The following is a 19,415-nucleotide window of genomic DNA, read 5'->3' on the forward strand; positions in this document are numbered from 1 at the left end:
TTCCGAATCAGGGTTTTGAAACAGGATTATCATGGCACAGGTTACTAAAAAAGAAGTCGACGTCGTCGTCTGCGGCCTCGGCTGGGCCGGCTCGCTGATGAGCATCGAACTGGCACTGGCTGGACTTGAAGTGCGCGCACTGGAGCGCGGCGGCGATCGTGATTACGACGAGTTCGCCTATCCAAAACCGGCGGATGAATACGCCTACGCGGTGCGCAACAAAGTGTTCGCTACCCCGGCAGAAGTGGCGGTTACCGTCCGCTACAACAGCAGCCAGACGGCGCTGCCAACCCGTAAATGGGGCGCGTTTGCACCCGGCACCGGCGTTGGCGGTTCCGGCCTGCACTGGACGGCAGTGCTGATCCGTCCGACTCCGACCGATATCAAACTGAAGACCTATGTCGATGAGGCTTACAAGCCGGGCATTCTGCAGGATGATATGCGGGTGATGGACTTCCCGTTCAGCTGGGAAGAGATCGAGCCTTACTACTACAAGTTCGAACTGATTTGCGGCCAGTCGGGCAATACCGGCAACCTGCGCGGCCAGATCCTCGAAGGCGGCGATCCGTTTGAAGGTCCGCGTTCGGAGCCTTACCCGCTGCCGGCGCTGGATGACACGCTGAACAACGTGATGTTTAAAGAAGCGGCGAAAAAGCTCGGTTACCATCCGTTCCCGAACCCGTCAGCCTGCGTGTCACGCGCGTGGAAAAACCCGTACGGCAACCAGATCGCGCCGTGCAACTACTGCGGCTACTGCAGTAAATATCCGTGCCTCAACTACTCCAAAGCCTCGCCACAAACCGCGGTGATGGATTCGCTGAAGCGTATGCCGAATTTCTCTTACGAAGTGAACGCGGAAGTGATCAAGGTAGTGCTGAACGATGATAAGAAAACCGCCAAAGGGGTGATCTACATCGATGCACAGGGCAACGAGTGCTTCCAGCCGGCCAAAATTGTGGTGCTGAGCAGCTTCCAGCTCTACAACGTGCGCCTGATGCTGCTGTCCGGCATTGGCAAACCGTACAACCCAATCACCGAAGAAGGTGTGGTAGGGCGTAACTACGCCTTCCTGTCGAACGGCGGCGCGACCCTGTTCTTCAAAGATAAAAACTTCAACCCGTACGCCACCGCAGGCGCGACCGGCCAGATGTTTAACGATATCTCGCCAGGCAACTTTGATGGTCCTTCGCTCGGCTTCCTTGGTGGCGCGAAGATCCACAGCTCACAGGCGACCGGCACCCCGATCAGCACCGCGCTGCCAAAAGGCACGCCAACCTGGGGCCTGGGTTACAAAGAGGGGCTGGAAGAGTGGTACGGTCATTCGATGAAGATCAGCATCACCACCACCTGTCAGTCTTACCGCGATATCTATCTGGATCTCGATCCGAACTACAACGATCACCGTGGCCTGCCGCTGCTGCGCATGACCTTCAACTGGAAAGAGAATGAGTTGAAGCTGCAGCAGCATCTGAAAGGCATTGTCGGCAACATCGCCAAAGAGCTGAACCCGGACAGCATGAGCATGAGCTTCCTGCCGATGGGCGCGGATTTCGACCTGACCAAATATGTCTCTACCCACAACGTGGGCGGCGCGGTGATGGGCGATAACCCGAAAACCTCGGCACTGAACAAGTACCTGCAGAGCTGGGACGTGCATAACGTGTTTGTGCCGGGCGGCAACGCCTTCCCGCAGAACTTCCAGGCGAACCCGACCGATACCATCGGCGCCATTACGCTGATGGCGGCACAGGCGATCAAAGATCAGTATCTGAAAAATCCCGGCCCACTGGTACAGGCATAAGCGCATGAATAAGCTGAAACTGACATCCTTTTTATTCGCCAACGCAGTGCTGTTGGCCAGCGGTTTTGCCCTGCCAGCGCACGCTGAAGATGAGGCGCAACTGATCAAGCAGGGTGAATATCTCTCCCGGCTGGGCGATTGCATGGCGTGTCACTCGTTACCTGGCAAACCGGACTATTCGGGCGGGCTGGCGATTGAGTCGAATCTCGGCACCATCTTCTCCACCAACATCACGCCGGATAAAACCCACGGCATTGGCAACTACAGCGAACAGCAGTTCTCTGATGCAGTGCGTAAAGGGGTATTACCGGACGGATCGCGGCTCTATCCGGCAATGCCATACCCGGATTACGCCAAAATCAGCGATGCCGATATGCACGCGCTGTATGTCTACTTTATGAAAGGCGTCCAGCCGAGCGCGGAACAGCCGCCGGAAACCAAACTGAGCTTCCCGTTCAGCCAGCGCTGGGGCATGCGCTTCTGGAACTGGGCGTTCACCTCGGACAAACCGTTCCAGCCGATTGGCGGTGCCTCTGCCGAGATCAATCGTGGTGCTTACATCGTCGAAAGTCTGGGCCACTGCGGCAGCTGCCATACGCCGCGCGGTCTGGGCATGAACGAGAAAGCGCTGGATAGCGGTGACGATAAATTCCTGGCGGGCGGTAGCCTGAATAACTGGGATGTGCCGTCACTGCGCGGTCTGCCGCGCTGGAGCGAGCAGGAAGTGGTGGATTACCTGCAGACCGGCCGCAACGATAAAGCCGCGGTCGGCGGTGAGATGACTTCGGTGGTTGAGCACAGCAGTTCGCACATGACCGACGCCGATCTGAAAGCGATTGCCGCCTACCTGAAATTCCTCGGCGGCAACCCGCCGCTGCAGGCCTACGACGTTAAGGCCCAGCAGGCAACAGAAGCGAAGCTGACCGCGGCGAAGAACCTGAGCGAAGGCGAGCGTCTCTATCTGGACAACTGTGGCGCCTGCCACTTTGTTACCGGCAAGGGCGCAGCAGGGATCTTCCCGGAGCTGGATCAGGCGACGATTGTGAATGCTAAAGATCCAACCGGATTGATCCACACCATCCTGGCCGGTGCGCAGCAGCCTTCGACCACGAAAGCGCCGTCGAAACTGGCGATGCCAGGCTTTGGTCAGCGTCTGAGTGATGATGAGGTGGCGCAGCTGGCAACCTTTATCCGTCAGGGCTGGAGCAACAATGCGCCAGCAGTGAGCAAAGATCAGGTCGCTGAAGTGCGGAAAACGCTGAAGTAAAAACGCTGAAGTTAAAATGAAAAGGGTGCCCCGCAACGGGCACCCTTTATTGTTGTTCAGTGGAAAGTGCGTACCACTTCCAGCACGCCATTAATCACGAACTGCACGCCCATGCAGACCAGCAAAAATCCCATCAACCGCGAAATCGCCTCAATGCCGCTTTTGCCGACGATTCTCATGATCGCCCCGGAACTGCGCAGCGAAACCCATAAAATCAGGCTCACCAGCAGAAAGGTCAGCACCGGCGCGGTATTCACCACCCAGACCGGAAAATCGATGCCGCTTCTCACCGTCGAGGCGGAAGAGATGATCATCGCAATGGTGCCCGGTCCGGCAGTGCTCGGCATGGCCAGCGGCACAAAAGCGATGTTTACCGGCTCTTTGGCGTGATCCAGCTCATCCTGCTTCTGCTTTGCTTCCACCGACTGACCGGCCGGTTTCACCGGGAACAGCATCCGAAAACCAATAAACGCCACGATTAACCCGCCGGCAATCCGCAGGCCAGGGATCGAGATGCCGAAGGTATCCAGCACCGCGTTGCCGGCATACCACGCCACCATCATGATGGCGAAGACGTAGATTGAGGCCTGTCTGGACTGGCGGTTGCGCTCCTCAAAGTTCATCTCACCCGCCAGGCCAAGAAACAGCGCCACGGTGGTGAGCGGATTGGCGAGCGGCAACAGCACCACCAGCCCCAGACTGACCGCTTTGATTAACTCCAGCATGTTAAAGCCATCCGTGAGTGATTAGTGTTTCGGGCGCTCCAGCGCTTCGATTAATTCCGGGAAGAAATCCTGCAAAATTTCCGGCGTCATCAGTTCCGGGTACTGCATCAGATGTTCGCGGATACGTTCGTTGACGTCCGGCAGCAGGCGCTGGGCGGCGGCGCTGGCGGTGATTTTGTGTTTCTTCATCGCGCGCAGCAGATCAGACGGCAGCGAATCTTCATCATCCGCATCGTCGATCATCTCCAGCGCATCCAGCTCGTCAAACATCTCCATCAGCGCTTCGGTTTGCGGCGTGCGTGACTCATATTCACGCGGATGTTCATCTTCGAGGAAGCGCAGCATGGCGCGCATCGGGGTGCCGTCTGGCGTGGCCGGTGGCTCGGCGGCAAACCAGCTCAGCAGCTGGTGCATGGTGATCTGGTGGACGCGGAAGCCGCTGTCGACCAGCTCATCGGCCAGCAGTTCTGCGGTTTCATTTTCAATCAGACAGATATGAGTGCGGTTTGGCTCGTACTGATCCAGCCACTGGTAGATCTCTTCAATCACGCCATCGTCATACTCGAATTTTTTGGTGAAATAGCTGTCGTCCTGGTCGTGAACGCAGGCCTGAATCCGATCGGGGTCGAAGTAAAGTGCGATGTTGATGCCTTTCATGCGTGCTGTCCTGTAGAAATCAAAACAACACTATAGCGCTCAACGTGCGGATAAGGGAGTGTCGGGGTTCACAGCGTGAAGCGCAGAGAGGAGTGGACCGGCCAATGCTCCCCACTTTGTCGATTTAAGCGGGGAGACAGCGGCGCTGCGGCTTTATCAGGAGATAAAGTTTTTGCCCTGTTTTAAGACCACGTCACAGGCTTTGGTTTTCAGCTTCTCGCCCATCGGCGAGCTGCTCAGGCTCTGCAGGTTGAGCTGCTGGCCGTTGCCGGTATTCAGCAGACCCGCCACACCCTGGGTGTAGTCAGTCTTCTGTTCCTGCGCGGTGGTGGTGTTCAGGCCGAGTTTGCTCAGCACCTGATCTTTAACCGACTGCACATTGTTTTTCACCACGTTGTGCTCGACGCAATACTGCATCACGCCCGCCGCGTTGGTCATGCTGTTAGCGCTGACCGCTTTGTCGCCACCGTTCAGCAACCCGGTCAGGGAAGAGAGTGACAGACCGCCATTCTGCTGGGTGGTGCCGGTGGTGGTGCCAGAGGTGTTACCGTTGTTCTGCTGGCTGAGCTGCGATGCTGCACTGCTCAGTTGATCCTGCCAGCTGGCGGCTGATGCACTGCCCGCCACCAGAAGTGCCGCTAATCCCCATCCCCACGCACTGCGTTGTGCTTGTTTCATCTCAACCTCTGTCTGTAATTGTATGGCTTCTTCAGCCTTGCTAAGAGCCGCTGGCGAGGAGAAAGTTCCTGAATTTATCCATTAATAAGGCCTTTGGGAATATTCTGTAATTGCTGGGTAAATAGAAGTTTCGCACAGGAATGGGTTATTTATCTGCCAGTTTTGCTGGCCTGGATAATATGATTTCACGCTCTGTAATATTTTTTAATATCTATTTATATTGCTGTTATCTTTCGCCGGATTATTCCTGGTTAACGTAAATTTTACCGCTGGGCTTAAATATTTATATTTACGCTGAATGCTTTTGCTGGGTTATTGTTTTTGGTGAAGGCTGATTGCAGGCAACATCCTGTTTTTATAGTTTTTTTTAGCTTTTATCTGATGTCAGAGACTGGCAAGGAATGCGGTTAAATAACCCGATAAGCACGCCATTATCATCACTTTTTTTGCAATGTCTGTTTTATTCCGCCTTGCGAAATCCGTGAGAGTGTTCATGCTTAATCACTGTGTCAGGCAGTTGTGGCGATTATTTAAAAGTCTTGAGTTAACGGGAGTGAATATATGGCGGGGCAGCCAGAACACAATAATGATGCTGAGGTAACGCTGAAGCTCGCGGAAGAGCAGATAGCGCTGACAAAGCAAACCGTTGTCGATGGACATGTCCGCGTAACCCGTTCCACAACCGAGCATGACGAGGTGATCAGTACGCTGCTTAACCGGGAGAAGGTTGAGGTTGAGCATGTAGCGAAAGCACAACGCGTCGAGACGATGCCCGAAATCAGGGAAGAGAACGGCGTACTGATTGTCCCGATAGTTGAAGAAGAGATTGAAGTAGTCAGAAAACTGGTGCTTAAAGAGGAGATTCACATCCGAAAAGTGCAGGAGAGCGTTCCTTTTCAGGAAGTGGTTACCCGACGTGAGCAGCAGGTGAAAGTAGAGAGAGACGACGATCGGTAATAAACAGCTAACAAGAGAGGAATCTATCATGGCACAAGAAAAAATCGTAACACTGTTCGATTCTGCAATTCAGGCAGAGGCCGCGAAAAGAAATCTCGTGAAAGCAGGCTTTTCTGATCGGGACATCAGTCTTATCAGTGGAGAACGTTTGCAGCAGGAAGGCCAGTCAATTAAGCACCCGAGCATCTGGCAGCGCCTGTTTGGTCACACCGTCGATAAAGAGCAGGCGGATGTTTACACCAGAGCGATGGACAAAGGCGGCGTGGTACTGACGCTGCGTACTGAAGAAGAGAAACTGGCGCGTGCCATGACTATTCTGCACTCGCATGACTCGGTGGATGTACCATCGCGGATGCAAAGCACCGTTGAGAACGGCGCACCGGCAGCAGGTATTAATCCGACCGCCGGTAAGCAGTTTGCCGGAGAGACCAATGATCGTTTGGTTAGCGATCGACAGGCTGAGCCACGACGCACCTCACTGACCGGTGATGAGAGCGAAGAAGATATTCTGCGTCTGGCGGAAGAACAGATTGAAGTCGGTAAGCGTCTGGTGAGTGAAGGTTCAACCCGGGTACGCCGCTATACCGTGACGGATCAGGTCTCTGAAGATATCTCGCTGCACGAGCAGCATGCTGACATCTTCCGTCGTTCGGTGAATGAACCGGCACTGGCAGGCGAAGTGGACTGGTCCGAGAAAACCGTCGAAGTGGCTGAAACCCATGAGCAGCCGGTGATCAACAAAACGACCCACGTGAAAGAAGAAGTGGTGGTGCGTACTGACGGTAGCGAACGTACCGAGACCATTAATGACACAGTGCGTCGTCAGGAAGTGGACATCGACCATGCGCGAGCCGGACTGGATAACGAACTATCACCAACCGGTGCAGCAGGGGCTAAACCCGCTACCGCCGCAGGTGTGGGCACGCAGTCACCCGGCGTAGCCACTGAGCGCGACCACAAAGCTGGCCTGACTGAGAAGGTGAGTGAGAAAGCCAGCGAAGCGAAAGACAAGGTTGAGAACAAGCTGAAACAGCGTGATTACGACCATTCGCATTGAGGTGCTCATCCTGTCAACAATGAGTGCTAACGGGTATCGCTGATGCCCAATGCTGAGCATGCAAAAGGGGCCAACCGCGAGGTTGGCTTTTTTATTTTGGGTATTAATGAGTACGGTGTTTAAAGACCGGGATACTGAGTCTCAGCATAAAGCAGCCAGACGGTAAACGCGTTCAGGCTGGCTGGTGAAGTTTCAGCCGTTTTACCGGCAGCAACGCGCGCCATCAATGTCCATTATTCAGGGTGAGCATTATGCTGGCGAGTAAGTCAGCCTACAGGCACGTGCCGACTATGACTCAGGGAATTCAGTGGATTTACTTAGTGTCAGTAGGCGGTTTTAATATTCAGGTTTTTAATCAGGGCTTTTATAGGCCAGAGAGCACCTTACTCAATACATTTTTTCCTGAGAATGGCATTTAGCCAGAGTTCATTGCCGCGTCCAACACGTAAATCGCCGGTCTGCCAGATTTTTTCAGTTTCAAGAACGATTTTTTTTCCCGTTGCGTCCTCTAAGCCAGCCTCATTTTTTATCGGCGACTTATTGTTAGCCAAAATTTTATCGCTGACATCATTAACCCTATCTACCAGTTTCTGTAACCCCGCCTGATTGATATCAGTAAATCTGCGCCCGTCCTTTTCCCGTTCGCCGCAGCCATATTTAAAAGAGAGATACCATACGCCGCCAGGCTTCAGCGCTATGGCCATTTTTGTCATAACGTCAGGTAGTTCCGCTTCGGAAACATGCAGCAGCGATGCGCAGCACCAGATACCGTGATATTTTTCGACAGCATCAACATCCTGAAAGCGCATCTGCTCTACAGGGTTGCCAGCTAATTGACGGGCCAGCGCAACCAGCTCCGCCGAGGCATCAAAGGCTTCGACGTTAAAACCCATTTCTCTAAAGGCGTTGACATCACGACCTGAACCGCAGCCTGCATCAAGAATGCACGCGCCCGGCGGCAGACAGTCGATAAAAGGTGGGTAAAGAGCAGACATATCCACATTTACCGTATCGGTAAAAAACCGCTGTGCGTTCTGGCGATAATAATCTTCGTTTATCAAAATAGGCTGTCTCCCTGTGCCGCTGGCTGCCACTCGTGGAGCAGGGTAAATTTTGCCGTACTCCAGGTATTTTGCAGGAAACTGTGCCGCTGCTGCGGAGTACTGCCGGTCTGGCGGATTAACGTTTCTCGCAATGGCAGATGGCTATTAATAAAGTATTCGTTCCGATCGTGCAGGCGCTGAAGCAGCGATATCGAAGGGATACGCGCAAACTTGCCCTGAGCGCCACGATTACAGGTCTGGCAGGCCAGCACCAGATTCCAGACGCCGTTAAGGTTGCCGATTTGCTCGCTGAGCATCAGCGGCAGAAAGTGATCGACATCAGCCAGGTTCTCCTCGCCGCCAGTGACGCTAACTGGCCGGAAACAATAAAAGCACAGCCCTTTCTGGTAGCCGTTCAGGCTGCTGCGGCAGCTGGTAATAGTGACGCGGCGACCGCTTTGGCGGCTAAAAAGCATCTTATCATTATCATCATAATCAACGGCAATCAGGTTGCGTGAAACGTTCATCGCCCAGGCTTCTTCAACCAGCCGCCATCTTGCATCCGTTTCCTCTACCAGGCTGGCAAACTGTTGGGTTTCAGTCAGCTGATAAAAGTTATCGGTAAGCCGAATGCCTTTATGACCTCGGCGTTCATCCAGGAAAAATCGTTTGTCGATCCCGGCGTAATTCACATTATGAAAAGCATCGATTACGTTAGCAAAACCGCGCTTAACGGTAATGGCATTCAACTGTTCTTTGCTGATTTCGCCTGCGTTGAATTGTCTGCAGGCCTCGAGAAACTCGCTGCTTTTGCTGGTGATCTGCTTTGGTGCATGGCGCAAATGGGCGCATAAATGCCGTACATAAGGCACGGCCAGCGCTTCCAGCGTAATCAAATCGTTGTCCGGCTGCTTCAGGTCGTACAGCGCATGGGCAAGGGCAAATTTATACGAGGCGACGTTTTTGCCAAAAAGAATAACGCCGCGCCAGTAGTTTTCAAGGCGGGGATCGGCCTGGTAAAAGCGCATGCAGCATCCTGTTTTGTGAGACAGCTCGAAAAATCACGTAACAGGATCACATAACAAATGCAGCTGAATGTAAACCGTAAAGCTCGACAGGTGGCCGATCCTTCTCAACGGCAAAATGTTTATCGTCAGCAGCGGCCACGATCGCGAAATAGTCTTCACGCTGGATTAGGGCAGGGATGCGCAGAACGGCGATCCAGACATTAATAGCCTAAGAGAAAAACAGAGGAAGAAACTACAGGAAAAAGGGTTGCCGTTTCTCTGTCTGATTATTAGCGATTTCATTTATGCGACGAGCTTATAAGCAATAAGTCATGCCAGATGTTATCAAATTCAACTGGTTTCAATTGCTCGTAGCCACTATTATCCCGCTGTCAGTCGGATGAGTAATCTATGCAAAGCAGCGGCTTTAAAGAGTATGAACCGATGAGGGAATAAAGCGGTTATTCGCTAAAAAATAGTCACTAATAACTGTGCCCCTAAAGATTACTTTGTCTTTCAGAGAAATATACAGATCGTAAAAAGATCTATCATCCGGATTTAACAGCTTTAGTGATTTGCCGGCAGCCATTACGCTAATGGCAGAAGACAGCACTAAAATCAGCAGTATTGTTGCCCTACATGTTGTATTGGCTCTGGTCCTGTTATTCGGACAGGATAGATCCCAGGTATTAATCAGTATCCTGGCTGTCAGGCTCCATGCTTCTCAGCACCGAGCTGCGCCTGATGAAACTGGCTTCCGCCTGCGAAAAATTCTCAAGGCACGTACGCGTGAGGAAAAAGCCAGCATCAGGGCGGGAAAAAGACAATCGGCCAAATAACCGCGGCCAGTTAGCGGTATTTTTAATCAATAATGTCGTATCGTGATACGACTTTCTGAATTATTTCACCCTAACTCAACAGCAAGGAATAGCTATGCTACAAAAGGACGTTTTTCCGCAGCGTACAAAATGGGCCATTATCGTTATCGGCATGATCGCCGGGTTGCTTTGGGCTTTGCCGGATGGTTTTAACCTGCACCATCGTTATTCATTGTACCTGCCGCCGCTCTCGCTGACGATGGCCAGCATACTGGCCTTCACGCTTTATCGCCTGCGCGACCTTAAGCCCTGGCTCTGCGCCTTGCTGACATTGCCGGTTACTGCCTTAATGACGGGATGGTATCGCTGGAATTTCCCCACGCTGCCGCTGGGCGAATTTCACTTTAAAAATATCTGCGCAGTGATATTTATGCTCAGTCTGGTTATGCCAATGCTGGTCGCCTTGTGCAATAAATCGCAGCAGCAAGGCGGAACAGCGTGGAGCAGAGCTGTCACCGAAGCGCTGTGGCGTAACACCTTTACCCTGGCGGTCACCAGTGTGATGACCGGATTGTTCTGGCTGGTATTGATGCTGTGGAGCAATCTCTTCAGCATCATTGGCATCACGCTGTTTGAGCAGATTTTCTTTGATAACCGTTTTTTCCCGCCGATAGCGACCGGCGCGGTAATCGCTGCGGGCATTGTGTTGTGCCGACGCCTGCCGGGTGCCGCTGGTTTGTACCGGCAGCTGATGACGCGGGCTGTAAACGTACTGCTGCCTTTGCACGCGGTCGCCTTATTGCTGTTTCTGGCCTGCTTACCCTTTACCGGGCTGGCTATCATCCCCAAAGCGTTTTCAGCGACCACGCTGTTGTTGACCATGACGCTGCTGATGCTGGCGTTCAGCGCCATCGCTGGCGAAAGCGCGTCTGACCTGTCGCGCGGGCAGCGTACTATTGCGCGGATGGTGCTGGTTGCGCAGGCTCTGACTCCGCTGTTGGCCGGGCTGGCGGTCTGGGCGCTGTGGCTGCGCGTCGCGGAATATGGCTGGACAGTGGAGCGGATCTACGCCGCTATGATTGCACTGCTTGCGGTGACGGGCTCGCTGCTGCTGTTATGGTCCCAGCGCCGTGGCTGGTCACAGGGTGCGGGCAGTATCAACGCTTTTATCCCGCAGATGCTGACTCTGACGGCCAGCTGCTGGTTTTTACTGCATACGCCGATAGCCGATCCGTGGCGCATTGTGGTGAAAAATCAGCTGGCGCGCTTTGAGCAGGGTAAAGCAACAGTGGATATCATGGATCTCTATTTATTCAGTGATGCAGGACGGCGGGGGAAACAAGCCTTGCAGAAGGTAAGCGGTCATCCGCAGTGGCTGCGCGAGCCTGTCCGGCAAAAAGCCTTGCTGATGCAACTGCTGGCAGAGCGCGACGCCAGTAATGCTAACCCAACCATTAGCGACCTTCAGCGCAGCATCCCGCTGCGAGCCGGCAGCGAAGCGCCGCCACAAAGCTGGTGGCAGTCGCTGGCGAGGAATGTCGCGCCATCCATCAGCATCTGCCTGGTGGATAGCGATTCCTGCCTGGCCTGGATGCAGGATCTCAATAACGACGGCTCGCCTGAAGTCCTGCTCTATAGCCGTAATCAGCCAGAGATCGCGATCTATGCCCGACAGGGAATTGACTGGCAACAGATTGGTAACGTAACGCTGCCGGAAAATATGGATAAGACTCTCCGTGAAGCTATGCCAAAAACGGCGATCAAGCCCTGGCGCGATCTGGACATCAACGGTCAGCGTTATCCGGTGCAGTACTATAACCATGAAGGCCAATAGCCGTTTTACCCTTTAACCTCCTCCCAGTTCAGCCCAAACCGTGCCAGATACTTACGCAGGCGATCGGCGTCGTTGGGCTGCTTTTTCCCCTGGCGGGAGACGGCAAACAGGCGTCGTCCCGCTTCGGAAAGAGAATCCGCCGTGCGGCAGACGCTTAGCACCGTCTGTAGCTGACACTGATCAAACAGATCGTATTGCGCTGAAGGAGGATCGGACTGGACAGCCTGCGGAGCCGCAGTGCGCCAGTTGGCACGCAGCCGGGCGATCTCTTCTTCCGCCAGTTCCAGCGAAATCCTTCCCTGTTCCGCCAGCGTTGCCATCCGCGTGACGGAAGCGCTCAGCTCGCGGAAATTGCCTCGCCAGCTGGCTTCTGTCGAGCAGGCGAAACGCAAAAAATGCTTTCTCGCTTCTTTATCAAAGCGTACCTGCGTCTGCTGCTCCCGGGCGTAACGCGCCAGCTCAAAGTCGAGGTTGGGTTCGATATCCTCGCGGCGTTCGGCCAGTCCCGGCAACTGGAACGTCCACATGTTGATGCGGGCAAACAGATCTTCGCGAAAGCGGCCTTCGGCCACCCACTGCTGCATATCCCGGTGCGTGCCGGCAATCAGCTGAAAATCGCTGCTGACCTCTTTATCTGAGCCATAAGGGAAGAAGCGTTTCTCCTCAATAGCGCGAAGCAGCATCGCCTGCTCATCCAGCCCCAGTTCGGCGATCTCATCCAGAAACAGCATGCCGCCGTCGGCTTCCCGCAGCAACCCGCTGCGCGCCTGCTGTGCACCGGTAAAAGCGCCCTTAACGTGGCCGAACAGCGTGGACATTGCATTGTCGCCGCGCAGTGTGGCGCAGTTGACCGCCACAAATTTACCGGCCAGCCGGTGGCGGGCATGACGCAGCTGGTAGATGCGCTCCGCCAGGAAAGATTTACCCGCGCCGGTTGGGCCGGTCAGCAGCAGCGGGGCGGCCGAGCGCAGCGCCACGCGTTCAATCTGCTCGATCAGGCTATTAAAGGTCGGGTTGCGGGTCTCGATGCCGGATTTTAAAAACGAGGTGGATTTCTGCTGTTCGCGCTGAAAACGGCTGGTCAGCGTGGCGTAACGGTTCAGATCAAGATCGATAATAGAGTAGTGGCCGAGCGCGGTTGGCGTTTCCGACCCCTTGCTGGCCGGGGAAGTCTGCAAAATACGTGCGGGCAGATAGCGGGCTTCGGTCAGCAAAAACCAGCAGATTTGCGCCACGTGCGTGCCGGTAGTGATATGTACCAGATACTCTTCGGTGTCGGTATTAAAAGGGTAGCGACTGACAAAATCGAGCAAGCTACCGTAGACCTCTTCAAAGTCCCAGGGATCCTCCAGCTTAACGCTGTGAAGCACCACTTCGGTGGCAGGCGACGCCTGAGCGATATCTTCCGCTACATGCTGCGCCATACTGATATCACGTGGCTGATGGAGCAGCTCCAGCCGATCGATCCACAGACCTTCCTGCTGGCAAAGCGCGACGGTTGGTCGCCATTTGCTCCAGCGATTTGTCCGCTTGCCGCGTTTATCCAACACCGTGCCCAGTACGCCAATCACAACGTTAGCTTTCATGCTTATCCCATAAGATAAATAACTTATCCAATAAGATAAGTTCCTGCTCATGTAATGGCAATCCGCATGCACAGCACGACAATAAATATTGTTAATAATCAGCACGATAAGATTTATTATCCAGACTGGCGGGCTTCTGGCACGGCATTCGCAATATCAAAGCCACAGCAACGAGGAAAACGAACATGAAAAATAGCTATCAGACCCTCCAGCAGGAAAAGAGCGTGCCGATAAAAATGTGGACCAACGGGGTGCCGGTTGAGCCAGAAGCACGCGAGCAGCTGCTGAACACGGCGAAAATGCCGTTTATCTTTCGCCATCTGGCGGTGATGCCGGACGTGCATCTGGGCAAAGGCTCCACCATCGGCAGCGTGATCCCGACCAAAGGCGCGATTATCCCGGCGGCGGTCGGCGTGGATATCGGCTGCGGCATGATTGCGGTGCGCACCTCGCTGATGGCCAGCGATCTGCCGGACAATCTGTCGGGCGTGCGCAGCGCCATCGAACAGGCGGTGCCGCACGGCCGTACCAATACCCGTTCCGGTCGCGATAAGGGTGCCTGGCAAACGCCGCCGCAGGAGGTGGATCGCCACTGGGCCGAACTGGCACCGCGCTTTAAGACGCTGACGCAAAAGCATCCATCGCTGTTTAAAACCAACAACTATCAGCATCTGGGAACGTTGGGGACCGGCAATCACTTTATTGAAGTCTGCCTGGACGAACGCCAGCAGGTCTGGGTGATGCTGCACAGCGGATCGCGCGGCGTAGGCAACGCCATCGGCAATATGTTTATCGCGCTGGCGCAACAGGATATGCAGCGGCATATCGCTAATCTGCCGGATCGTAACCTCGCTTATTTTGAAGAGGGCAGCAGGCACTTTAACGACTATGTGGAAGCGGTGAGCTGGGCGCAGGATTACGCTCGCCATAATCGCGAAGCCATGATGGAACGCGTGCTGGCGGCGATGTCGCGCGTTATCAGCAAACCATTTACTACGCATCTGGAAGCGGTGAATTGCCACCACAACTACGTGGAGCGGGAAACACACTTTGGCGAGTCGGTGCTGGTGACGCGCAAAGGCGCGGTCTCGGCGCAAAAAGGGCAGATGGGGATTATCCCCGGTTCGATGGGTGCGAAGAGCTTTATCGTGCGCGGCCTGGGTAACGAAGAGAGTTTCTGCTCCTGTAGCCACGGCGCGGGGCGCACCATGAGCCGCACGGCGGCAAAAGCCCGCTTCACCGTGGAAGATCAGCGACGTGCTACGGCGCACGTGGAGTGCCGAAAAGATACAGCGGTCATCGACGAAATCCCGATGGCTTACAAAGACATTGATGCCGTAATGGCCGCTCAGTCTTCGCTGGTGGAAGTGGTGCACACATTGTCACAGGTAGTTTGCGTAAAAGGATAAAAAAATGAGAACAGGATTGCATGGCGTGGATAGCGCAATGCGCGAGCGCGTCCGTGGCGTGCTGCGCCAGCTAGAAGAAAAGCACGGAGTAAAAGTGCTGTATGCCTGCGAGTCGGGCAGCCGCGGCTGGGGTTTTGCCTCGCCGGACAGCGATTACGACGTGCGCTTTCTCTATGTGCATAAACCGGAGTGGTATCTGCGTATCGAGCCGCCGCGCGACGTTATCGAGCTGCCGATCGACGATACGCTGGACGTTTGCGGCTGGGAGTGGCGAAAAGCGCTGGGTTTGTTAAAGCGAGCTAACCCGACGCTGATCGAATGGCTGGATTCGCCGGTCATCTATCAGCAGGAAGCGGCCATCGTCGCCGACTTACGGGAAAGAATACCGGACTGGTTTTCGCCGCTGCGGGCGCGCTGGCACTATCTCTCAATGGCGAAAAAGAACTTTCGCGGTTATCTGCAGGGCGATAGTGTGCGGCTGAAAAAGTACTTCTACGTGCTGCGTCCGCTGCTGGCGGTGCAGTGGATCGAGGCCGGAAAAGGCGTACCGCCGATGCGTTTTGAAGATCTGCTGGCAGGGACGGTAACGGATCCCCTGCTGCTGGCCGAAATCGAACAGCTGCTGGCGCGCAAGCAGCGCGCAGGCGAAGCGGAATACGGTGAGCGTCTGGATCGCATCCATGCATTTATCCACCAGCAACTCGATGAGAACCGCGTCAGCGAAGATCTGCCGGATAGCGAGCGACGCGATAGCAGTGATCTGGATGCGTTGCTGATGAAAACCGTGCTGAGCATGGCGTAACTGACAAATAAGGGAATAAAAAATGAAAGAGTGGATCGCCAACATCTTCCGTCAGCCTGACAAACAGCGTTTTCCGGTAGTGTGGCCCACAGAGCAGCGCGCTATTTATGACTGGCTGGCACAGTGGTCAGAAGAAACAGGCGTACTGCCTGAAGCGGCGCAGACGTTGCCGGATGAGTTTTCACCGCAGGAAGATGAGGAAACGCTACGCTGGGCGCCCGGTGCGCTGGACGGGGCCTTCGGTCATCATGTCGCGCGCGGCGACAATGAGGAACAAGCGACTCAGGTGATGCAGGCGATAATCCGCGTGCTGCGGCGCAGCAGCAGTAAAAACATGCAGGCGCTTTATCAGCTGGCAAAGCAGGATACGCCGCTGAATTTTATCGACGATCTGTTGAAGATGATGGGGGCTTCTCAGGCCATTGATGCCCGCCGCCTACGGGTGCTGGTGGTGTTCCTCGCGACGCAGGCACCTGATCGTCAGGTGGTGAAATTAGCTATGGCGCTGCTGGCTTTTTTCCCGTATCAGCAAAGTGTTGATCTTCTGCAGACGTTAGGCAGCCACGATGAATTCACCCTTTATGCAGTGGTGGCGATGCGGGCAATCCTGCCGCCGGATGAGTTCGCACTGGCGTGGCTGGCGCTGGCAAAACGCACGGCAGGCTGGGGGCGTATCCAGCTGATCGAGCGGCTACCGGACGCGCTGGATACTGCCGTTCGTCAGTGGCTGTTAAGGGAAGGCTATAACAATGACGTGATGGTGGAATATACCGCCTGGCACTGCGCCGAGCATGGACGGTTGCACGAAGCGCTGGAGGGCGAGGTTGATGCGGAGCTGCTTAAGGGAGCCGCTGAAATCCTGCGCGGCATGATCAGCGGTGAGCCCGGTCCCGGTATCGATAAATACAGCTATGCCGCGCAGGCCTGCGAGCGCTACCTCGCGCATATCCAGCCCGGCACCGCGGCCGACCTGCTGCATTATCAGATTGCAGGCGAAATCGGCAGGCTGGCTGGTGAAGAGGAGTTTGCTGACGAGGCGGCGCGGCAACGGCTGGCAGCGCTGTGCGAGCGGATCCGTGCCTTACCCGAGTGGCCTGCGCTGATTAAAGCTGGGCTGGATGATGATGACGGTATGATTTTTCATACTGCGCTTCAGCTTTGCAGAGCGCAGGGCGGCGATCCGTGGCTGGCCATTTATCAGCGGTACCGTGAAAAGTCGGAAAGCGTCCTCTGGTATCAGCTGATGCAGACCGATAACCCGGATTATATCGCCCAGGTTATCGCGCTGGTGGAAAGTGAGCTGTATCTGGCCGCCATCAGCTGCGGGCCGCAGAAATCCCAGGGGATGGGACCGCTATATCAGCAGCATTCGGCGCTCAGTTTTATCCTGCAGGATTTAAACCGTTTTCCCGGACAGGGCTGGACGCTGATCAGGACTGGCTTACAAAGCCCGATGACGTTTAGCCGCCATAAGGCGCTGAATGCGCTGGAAGCCTGGCCGCAGGCTTTGCTGCCGGTGGACGCCGTTGCAATACTGGCAGAGGCGAAAAGCAGGGAACCGGAAGAGGATCTTCAGGAAAGGCTGGCGCAGCTGCTCGGGCAGCTGGCGGGAAAGGGTTAGCTTCTGCGCTTTCGCTTATGAAAGCCGTATGAGATGGGGCCAGCGCTTGCCAGATCGAATTATGAACAGTGCGTGATTAGCCGTGTGCAGAAAGGCCAGGGTATCGGGGACCGTATGAGCCAGGAAAGCTGGTTATGAGACGGTCAGGTTTTTCGCAAAAGCCGGGACGCCATGACCGGCGTGTCGTTATATCAATGCGGGCGGCAGCAGGGATCTGCCCACGCTGGTAACGGACGTGAAGCCTTTTTCGGGTTAGATACTTAAGTCACTCAGGGTAGAACATTTGCTTGATATTACCTTTGAGGACATCAGCTTCATTGCGCATGTGTTGGATATAATCGCCAAGGCCGGTGCAACATAGGAGCTGAAGCCTCTGGTTTACAGCCGGCAAGGATAAGTGAACGATATCTGGCAAAGATGTGTCGCTGAGAACCCAGGAGACGTTTTTTTCAGCAGTTGCATCTTAGCCTGCGGATAAGGGTTGCGGAACCAGGGGGTAACGGTATAATCCACAACGTTTTCCGCATCCTCTTCAGTGCCGAAGTGGCGAAATCGGTAGACGCAGTTGATTCAAAATCAACCATCGAAAGATGTGCCGGTTCGAGTCCGGCCTTCGGCACCATTGAGATATACGAGAACGTCCGGGATAGTCCATAATTCCCTGAAATTAAAGCCGAAAGGCTTTTTTTTTGGTCCAAATCCGTCCGGGCACATCCGTTGACATCCAACATAGTTGGGGGTCAAGATAGGGGTCACTTCGCTTCGATAAACTTTTGACCCCCAAATCATGCCTATAACTGACGTTGCGGCCCGTACCGCAAAGCCTCGCGAAAAAGAATACAAGCTCACGGATGGCCATGGGCTATACCTTCTTATCAAACCAAGCGGATCCAAACGCTGGTATCTTAAATATCGCTATGAAGGCAAAGAGAGCAGAGCTGCACTCGGCGCATATCCTCTGATCACGCTGGCTAAAGCGCGCGAAAAACGCGATGAAATTCGCCTTCTACTTGCTGATGGCATCAGCCCTAATGCCAAAAAAGAAGAAATTAAACAACAAGAGCAGGCTGCGCTTAACACTTTTGAGAAGGTAGCTCGTGACTGGCATGCGAGTAACAAACGCTGGTCGGATGGCCATGCAGCAAGAGTATGGCGTGATATGGAGCGCAACATACTTCCAGCCATCGGAATGCGGAACATCGCCGACTTAACGACACGTGATCTACTGCACCCCTTGCGTGAAGTAGAGCAAAGCGGTCGGTTGGATGTAGCCTCGCGTCTACAGCAGCGTGTTACAGGCATAATGCGTTATGCCGTTCAAAGCGGTCTGATTGAAAGAAATCCAGCTCAAGACCTTGCTGGAGCAATCGCAACCAGAAAAGCGACTCATCGCCCAGCTTTATCACTGGAACGCCTGCCTGAATTTCTTCAGCGTGTTGAAGCCAGCAGGGGGCGCTTACTTACCAGGTTGGCCCTGAAACTCAGCCTGTATGTATTTATCCGCTCCAGTGAACTTCGGTTTGCGCGGTGGGGAGAAGTTGATTTTAAAAAAGCACTTTGGACTATTCCTGCCGAGCGTGAAGCTATTGAAGGGGTTAAACACTCTCATCGAGGCTCTAAGATGCGTACCGTCCATCTTGTTCCGCTTTCGCGGCAAGCTCTGGCGCTATTGGAAGAAATCAAAGAATTGAGCGGCAATAGAGACCTTATCTTTCCAGGTGATCACCGTCCGACAAAGCCCATGAGCGAAAACACTATTAATAATGCTTTGCGAGTAATGGGTTACGACACTAAAACGGAAATATGCGGCCATGGTTTCCGGGCCATGTCGTGTAGCGCTTTAGTTGAGTCGGGGCTTTGGTCACGCGACGCGGTTGAAAGGCAAATGAGCCATCAGGAAAGAAATGGTGTGCGAGCTGCGTATATCCATAAAGCTGAGCACCTTGAAGAGCGTCGTCTTATGGTGCAATGGTGGGCAGATTATCTAGATAGCAACAGTGGATCACATGTAACCCCATATGAGTTCGCAAAGCGCTTTACAAAATAAAAAGTTTTAATGACAAGTGTTCACACTGTTCACCTTGCATTATAGCTTTTTAAAATCGGCTTGTTAGGTGGTGATCGGTTGTAGGCTGCGTGTACACGGGTGTTCA

Annotated in this window: 16 protein-coding genes and 1 tRNA gene; 11 read left to right on the forward strand and 6 right to left on the reverse strand. The window is 54.3% G+C overall.

The features are described 5' to 3' along the window. The first annotated feature begins 31 nt into the window (after nt 1-31). Nucleotides 32-1,801: a GMC family oxidoreductase gene (locus AC6I8I_RS02340; protein WP_031375811.1), complete on the forward strand. Its 1,770-nt coding sequence runs from the start codon at nt 32-34 to the stop codon at nt 1,799-1,801. A 4-nt stretch (nt 1,802-1,805) separates the two neighbouring features. Beyond that, a complete protein-coding gene (locus AC6I8I_RS02345) occupies nt 1,806-3,068 on the forward strand; it encodes a c-type cytochrome (RefSeq protein WP_497828272.1) in 1,263 nt (420 codons plus the stop codon). A gap of 56 nt (nt 3,069-3,124) precedes the next feature. Here AC6I8I_RS02345 and AC6I8I_RS02350 read toward each other — a convergent pair whose 3' ends face one another. The 3 genes from AC6I8I_RS02350 to AC6I8I_RS02360 all read right to left on the reverse strand — a co-directional run bounded on the left by AC6I8I_RS02350 (nt 3,125) and on the right by AC6I8I_RS02360 (nt 5,128). Next, a complete protein-coding gene (locus AC6I8I_RS02350) occupies nt 3,125-3,793 on the reverse strand; it encodes a MarC family NAAT transporter (protein ID WP_312055240.1) in 669 nt (222 codons plus the stop codon). 21 nt (nt 3,794-3,814) lie between these two features. Beyond that, complete coding sequence (locus AC6I8I_RS02355; RefSeq protein ID WP_312055239.1) at nt 3,815-4,450, reverse strand: hypothetical protein; 636 nt, start codon at nt 4,448-4,450, stop codon at nt 3,815-3,817. 156 nt (nt 4,451-4,606) lie between these two features. Next, on the reverse strand, nt 4,607-5,128 hold the full coding sequence (locus AC6I8I_RS02360) for a YjjA family protein (protein WP_094121321.1): 522 nt from the start codon (nt 5,126-5,128) through the stop codon (nt 4,607-4,609). A gap of 561 nt (nt 5,129-5,689) precedes the next feature. Between AC6I8I_RS02360 and AC6I8I_RS02365 the strand changes: the two genes are divergently transcribed. Both AC6I8I_RS02365 and AC6I8I_RS02370 read left to right on the forward strand, forming a co-directional pair. Next, nucleotides 5,690-6,085, forward strand: coding sequence for a DUF2382 domain-containing protein (locus AC6I8I_RS02365; protein WP_497828273.1), 396 nt, complete (start codon nt 5,690-5,692; stop codon nt 6,083-6,085). A 28-nt stretch (nt 6,086-6,113) separates the two neighbouring features. Further along, a complete protein-coding gene (locus AC6I8I_RS02370) occupies nt 6,114-7,142 on the forward strand; it encodes a YsnF/AvaK domain-containing protein (RefSeq protein ID WP_497828274.1) in 1,029 nt (342 codons plus the stop codon). A gap of 383 nt (nt 7,143-7,525) precedes the next feature. On the opposite strand, the gene AC6I8I_RS02375 is transcribed toward AC6I8I_RS02370, so the two are convergent. Continuing rightward, on the reverse strand, nt 7,526-8,200 hold the full coding sequence (locus AC6I8I_RS02375) for a class I SAM-dependent methyltransferase (protein WP_497828632.1): 675 nt from the start codon (nt 8,198-8,200) through the stop codon (nt 7,526-7,528). Then, nucleotides 8,200-9,213 (reverse strand): HNH endonuclease family protein, encoded by a 1,014-nt coding sequence (locus AC6I8I_RS02380; RefSeq protein WP_497828275.1) that lies wholly within the window; start codon nt 9,211-9,213, stop codon nt 8,200-8,202. Before AC6I8I_RS02380 ends, AC6I8I_RS02375 begins: the two co-directional genes overlap by 1 nt. Nucleotides 9,214-9,788: 575 nt before the next feature. On the opposite strand from AC6I8I_RS02380, the gene AC6I8I_RS02385 reads away from it, so the two are divergent. Together AC6I8I_RS02385 and AC6I8I_RS02390 are read left to right on the forward strand one after the other, a co-directional pair. Further along, on the forward strand, nt 9,789-10,031 hold the full coding sequence (locus tag AC6I8I_RS02385; RefSeq protein WP_497828276.1) for a hypothetical protein: 243 nt from the start codon (nt 9,789-9,791) through the stop codon (nt 10,029-10,031). Nucleotides 10,032-10,125: 94 nt separating this feature from the next. Further along, on the forward strand, nt 10,126-11,844 hold the full coding sequence (locus AC6I8I_RS02390; protein ID WP_497828277.1) for a DUF4153 domain-containing protein: 1,719 nt from the start codon (nt 10,126-10,128) through the stop codon (nt 11,842-11,844). Between the two features lie 5 nt (nt 11,845-11,849). Here the strand turns inward: AC6I8I_RS02390 and rtcR are convergent, their stop codons facing one another. Next, entirely contained in the window at nt 11,850-13,430 is a 1,581-nt protein-coding gene (rtcR, locus tag AC6I8I_RS02395) for an RNA repair transcriptional activator RtcR (RefSeq protein WP_497828278.1), read from the reverse strand. 185 nt (nt 13,431-13,615) lie between these two features. On the opposite strand from rtcR, the gene AC6I8I_RS02400 reads away from it, so the two are divergent. The 5 genes from AC6I8I_RS02400 to AC6I8I_RS02420 all read left to right on the forward strand — a co-directional run bounded on the left by AC6I8I_RS02400 (nt 13,616) and on the right by AC6I8I_RS02420 (nt 19,309). Continuing rightward, complete coding sequence (locus tag AC6I8I_RS02400) at nt 13,616-14,839, forward strand: RtcB family protein (protein WP_312759778.1); 1,224 nt, start codon at nt 13,616-13,618, stop codon at nt 14,837-14,839. A 4-nt stretch (nt 14,840-14,843) separates the two neighbouring features. After that, nucleotides 14,844-15,641, forward strand: a complete 798-nt coding sequence (locus AC6I8I_RS02405; protein WP_312055232.1) for a nucleotidyltransferase domain-containing protein — start codon at nt 14,844-14,846, stop codon at nt 15,639-15,641. A gap of 22 nt (nt 15,642-15,663) precedes the next feature. Continuing rightward, entirely contained in the window at nt 15,664-17,262 is a 1,599-nt protein-coding gene (locus tag AC6I8I_RS02410) for a hypothetical protein (RefSeq protein WP_497828279.1), read from the forward strand. 537 nt (nt 17,263-17,799) lie between these two features. After that, nucleotides 17,800-17,884: transfer RNA gene (locus tag AC6I8I_RS02415), tRNA-Leu, on the forward strand. Nucleotides 17,885-18,049: 165 nt separating this feature from the next. Then, nucleotides 18,050-19,309, forward strand: coding sequence for a tyrosine-type recombinase/integrase (locus tag AC6I8I_RS02420; RefSeq protein ID WP_497828280.1), 1,260 nt, complete (start codon nt 18,050-18,052; stop codon nt 19,307-19,309). Nucleotides 19,310-19,415 lie beyond the last annotated feature (106 nt).

This window comes from Pantoea sp. X-Soil-YNGN-775 (assembly GCF_059730575.1).

Excerpts from the sequence above, each read along its gene's own strand:
- AC6I8I_RS02340 (WP_031375811.1), top strand. The coding sequence starts at position 32 with ATGGCACAGGTTACTAAAAAAGAAGTCGACGTCGTCGTCTGCGGCCTC.
- AC6I8I_RS02345 (WP_497828272.1), top strand. The coding sequence starts at position 1,806 with ATGAATAAGCTGAAACTGACATCCTTTTTATTCGCCAACGCAGTGCTG.
- AC6I8I_RS02350 (WP_312055240.1), bottom strand. The coding sequence starts at position 3,793 with ATGCTGGAGTTAATCAAAGCGGTCAGTCTGGGGCTGGTGGTGCTGTTG.
- AC6I8I_RS02355 (WP_312055239.1), bottom strand. The coding sequence starts at position 4,450 with ATGAAAGGCATCAACATCGCACTTTACTTCGACCCCGATCGGATTCAG.
- AC6I8I_RS02360 (WP_094121321.1), bottom strand. The coding sequence starts at position 5,128 with ATGAAACAAGCACAACGCAGTGCGTGGGGATGGGGATTAGCGGCACTT.
- AC6I8I_RS02365 (WP_497828273.1), top strand. The coding sequence starts at position 5,690 with ATGGCGGGGCAGCCAGAACACAATAATGATGCTGAGGTAACGCTGAAG.
- AC6I8I_RS02370 (WP_497828274.1), top strand. The coding sequence starts at position 6,114 with ATGGCACAAGAAAAAATCGTAACACTGTTCGATTCTGCAATTCAGGCA.
- AC6I8I_RS02380 (WP_497828275.1), bottom strand. The coding sequence starts at position 9,213 with ATGCGCTTTTACCAGGCCGATCCCCGCCTTGAAAACTACTGGCGCGGC.
- AC6I8I_RS02385 (WP_497828276.1), top strand. The coding sequence starts at position 9,789 with ATGGCAGAAGACAGCACTAAAATCAGCAGTATTGTTGCCCTACATGTT.
- AC6I8I_RS02390 (WP_497828277.1), top strand. The coding sequence starts at position 10,126 with ATGCTACAAAAGGACGTTTTTCCGCAGCGTACAAAATGGGCCATTATC.
- rtcR (WP_497828278.1), bottom strand. The coding sequence starts at position 13,430 with ATGAAAGCTAACGTTGTGATTGGCGTACTGGGCACGGTGTTGGATAAA.
- AC6I8I_RS02400 (WP_312759778.1), top strand. The coding sequence starts at position 13,616 with ATGAAAAATAGCTATCAGACCCTCCAGCAGGAAAAGAGCGTGCCGATA.
- AC6I8I_RS02405 (WP_312055232.1), top strand. The coding sequence starts at position 14,844 with ATGAGAACAGGATTGCATGGCGTGGATAGCGCAATGCGCGAGCGCGTC.
- AC6I8I_RS02410 (WP_497828279.1), top strand. The coding sequence starts at position 15,664 with ATGAAAGAGTGGATCGCCAACATCTTCCGTCAGCCTGACAAACAGCGT.
- AC6I8I_RS02420 (WP_497828280.1), top strand. The coding sequence starts at position 18,050 with ATGCCTATAACTGACGTTGCGGCCCGTACCGCAAAGCCTCGCGAAAAA.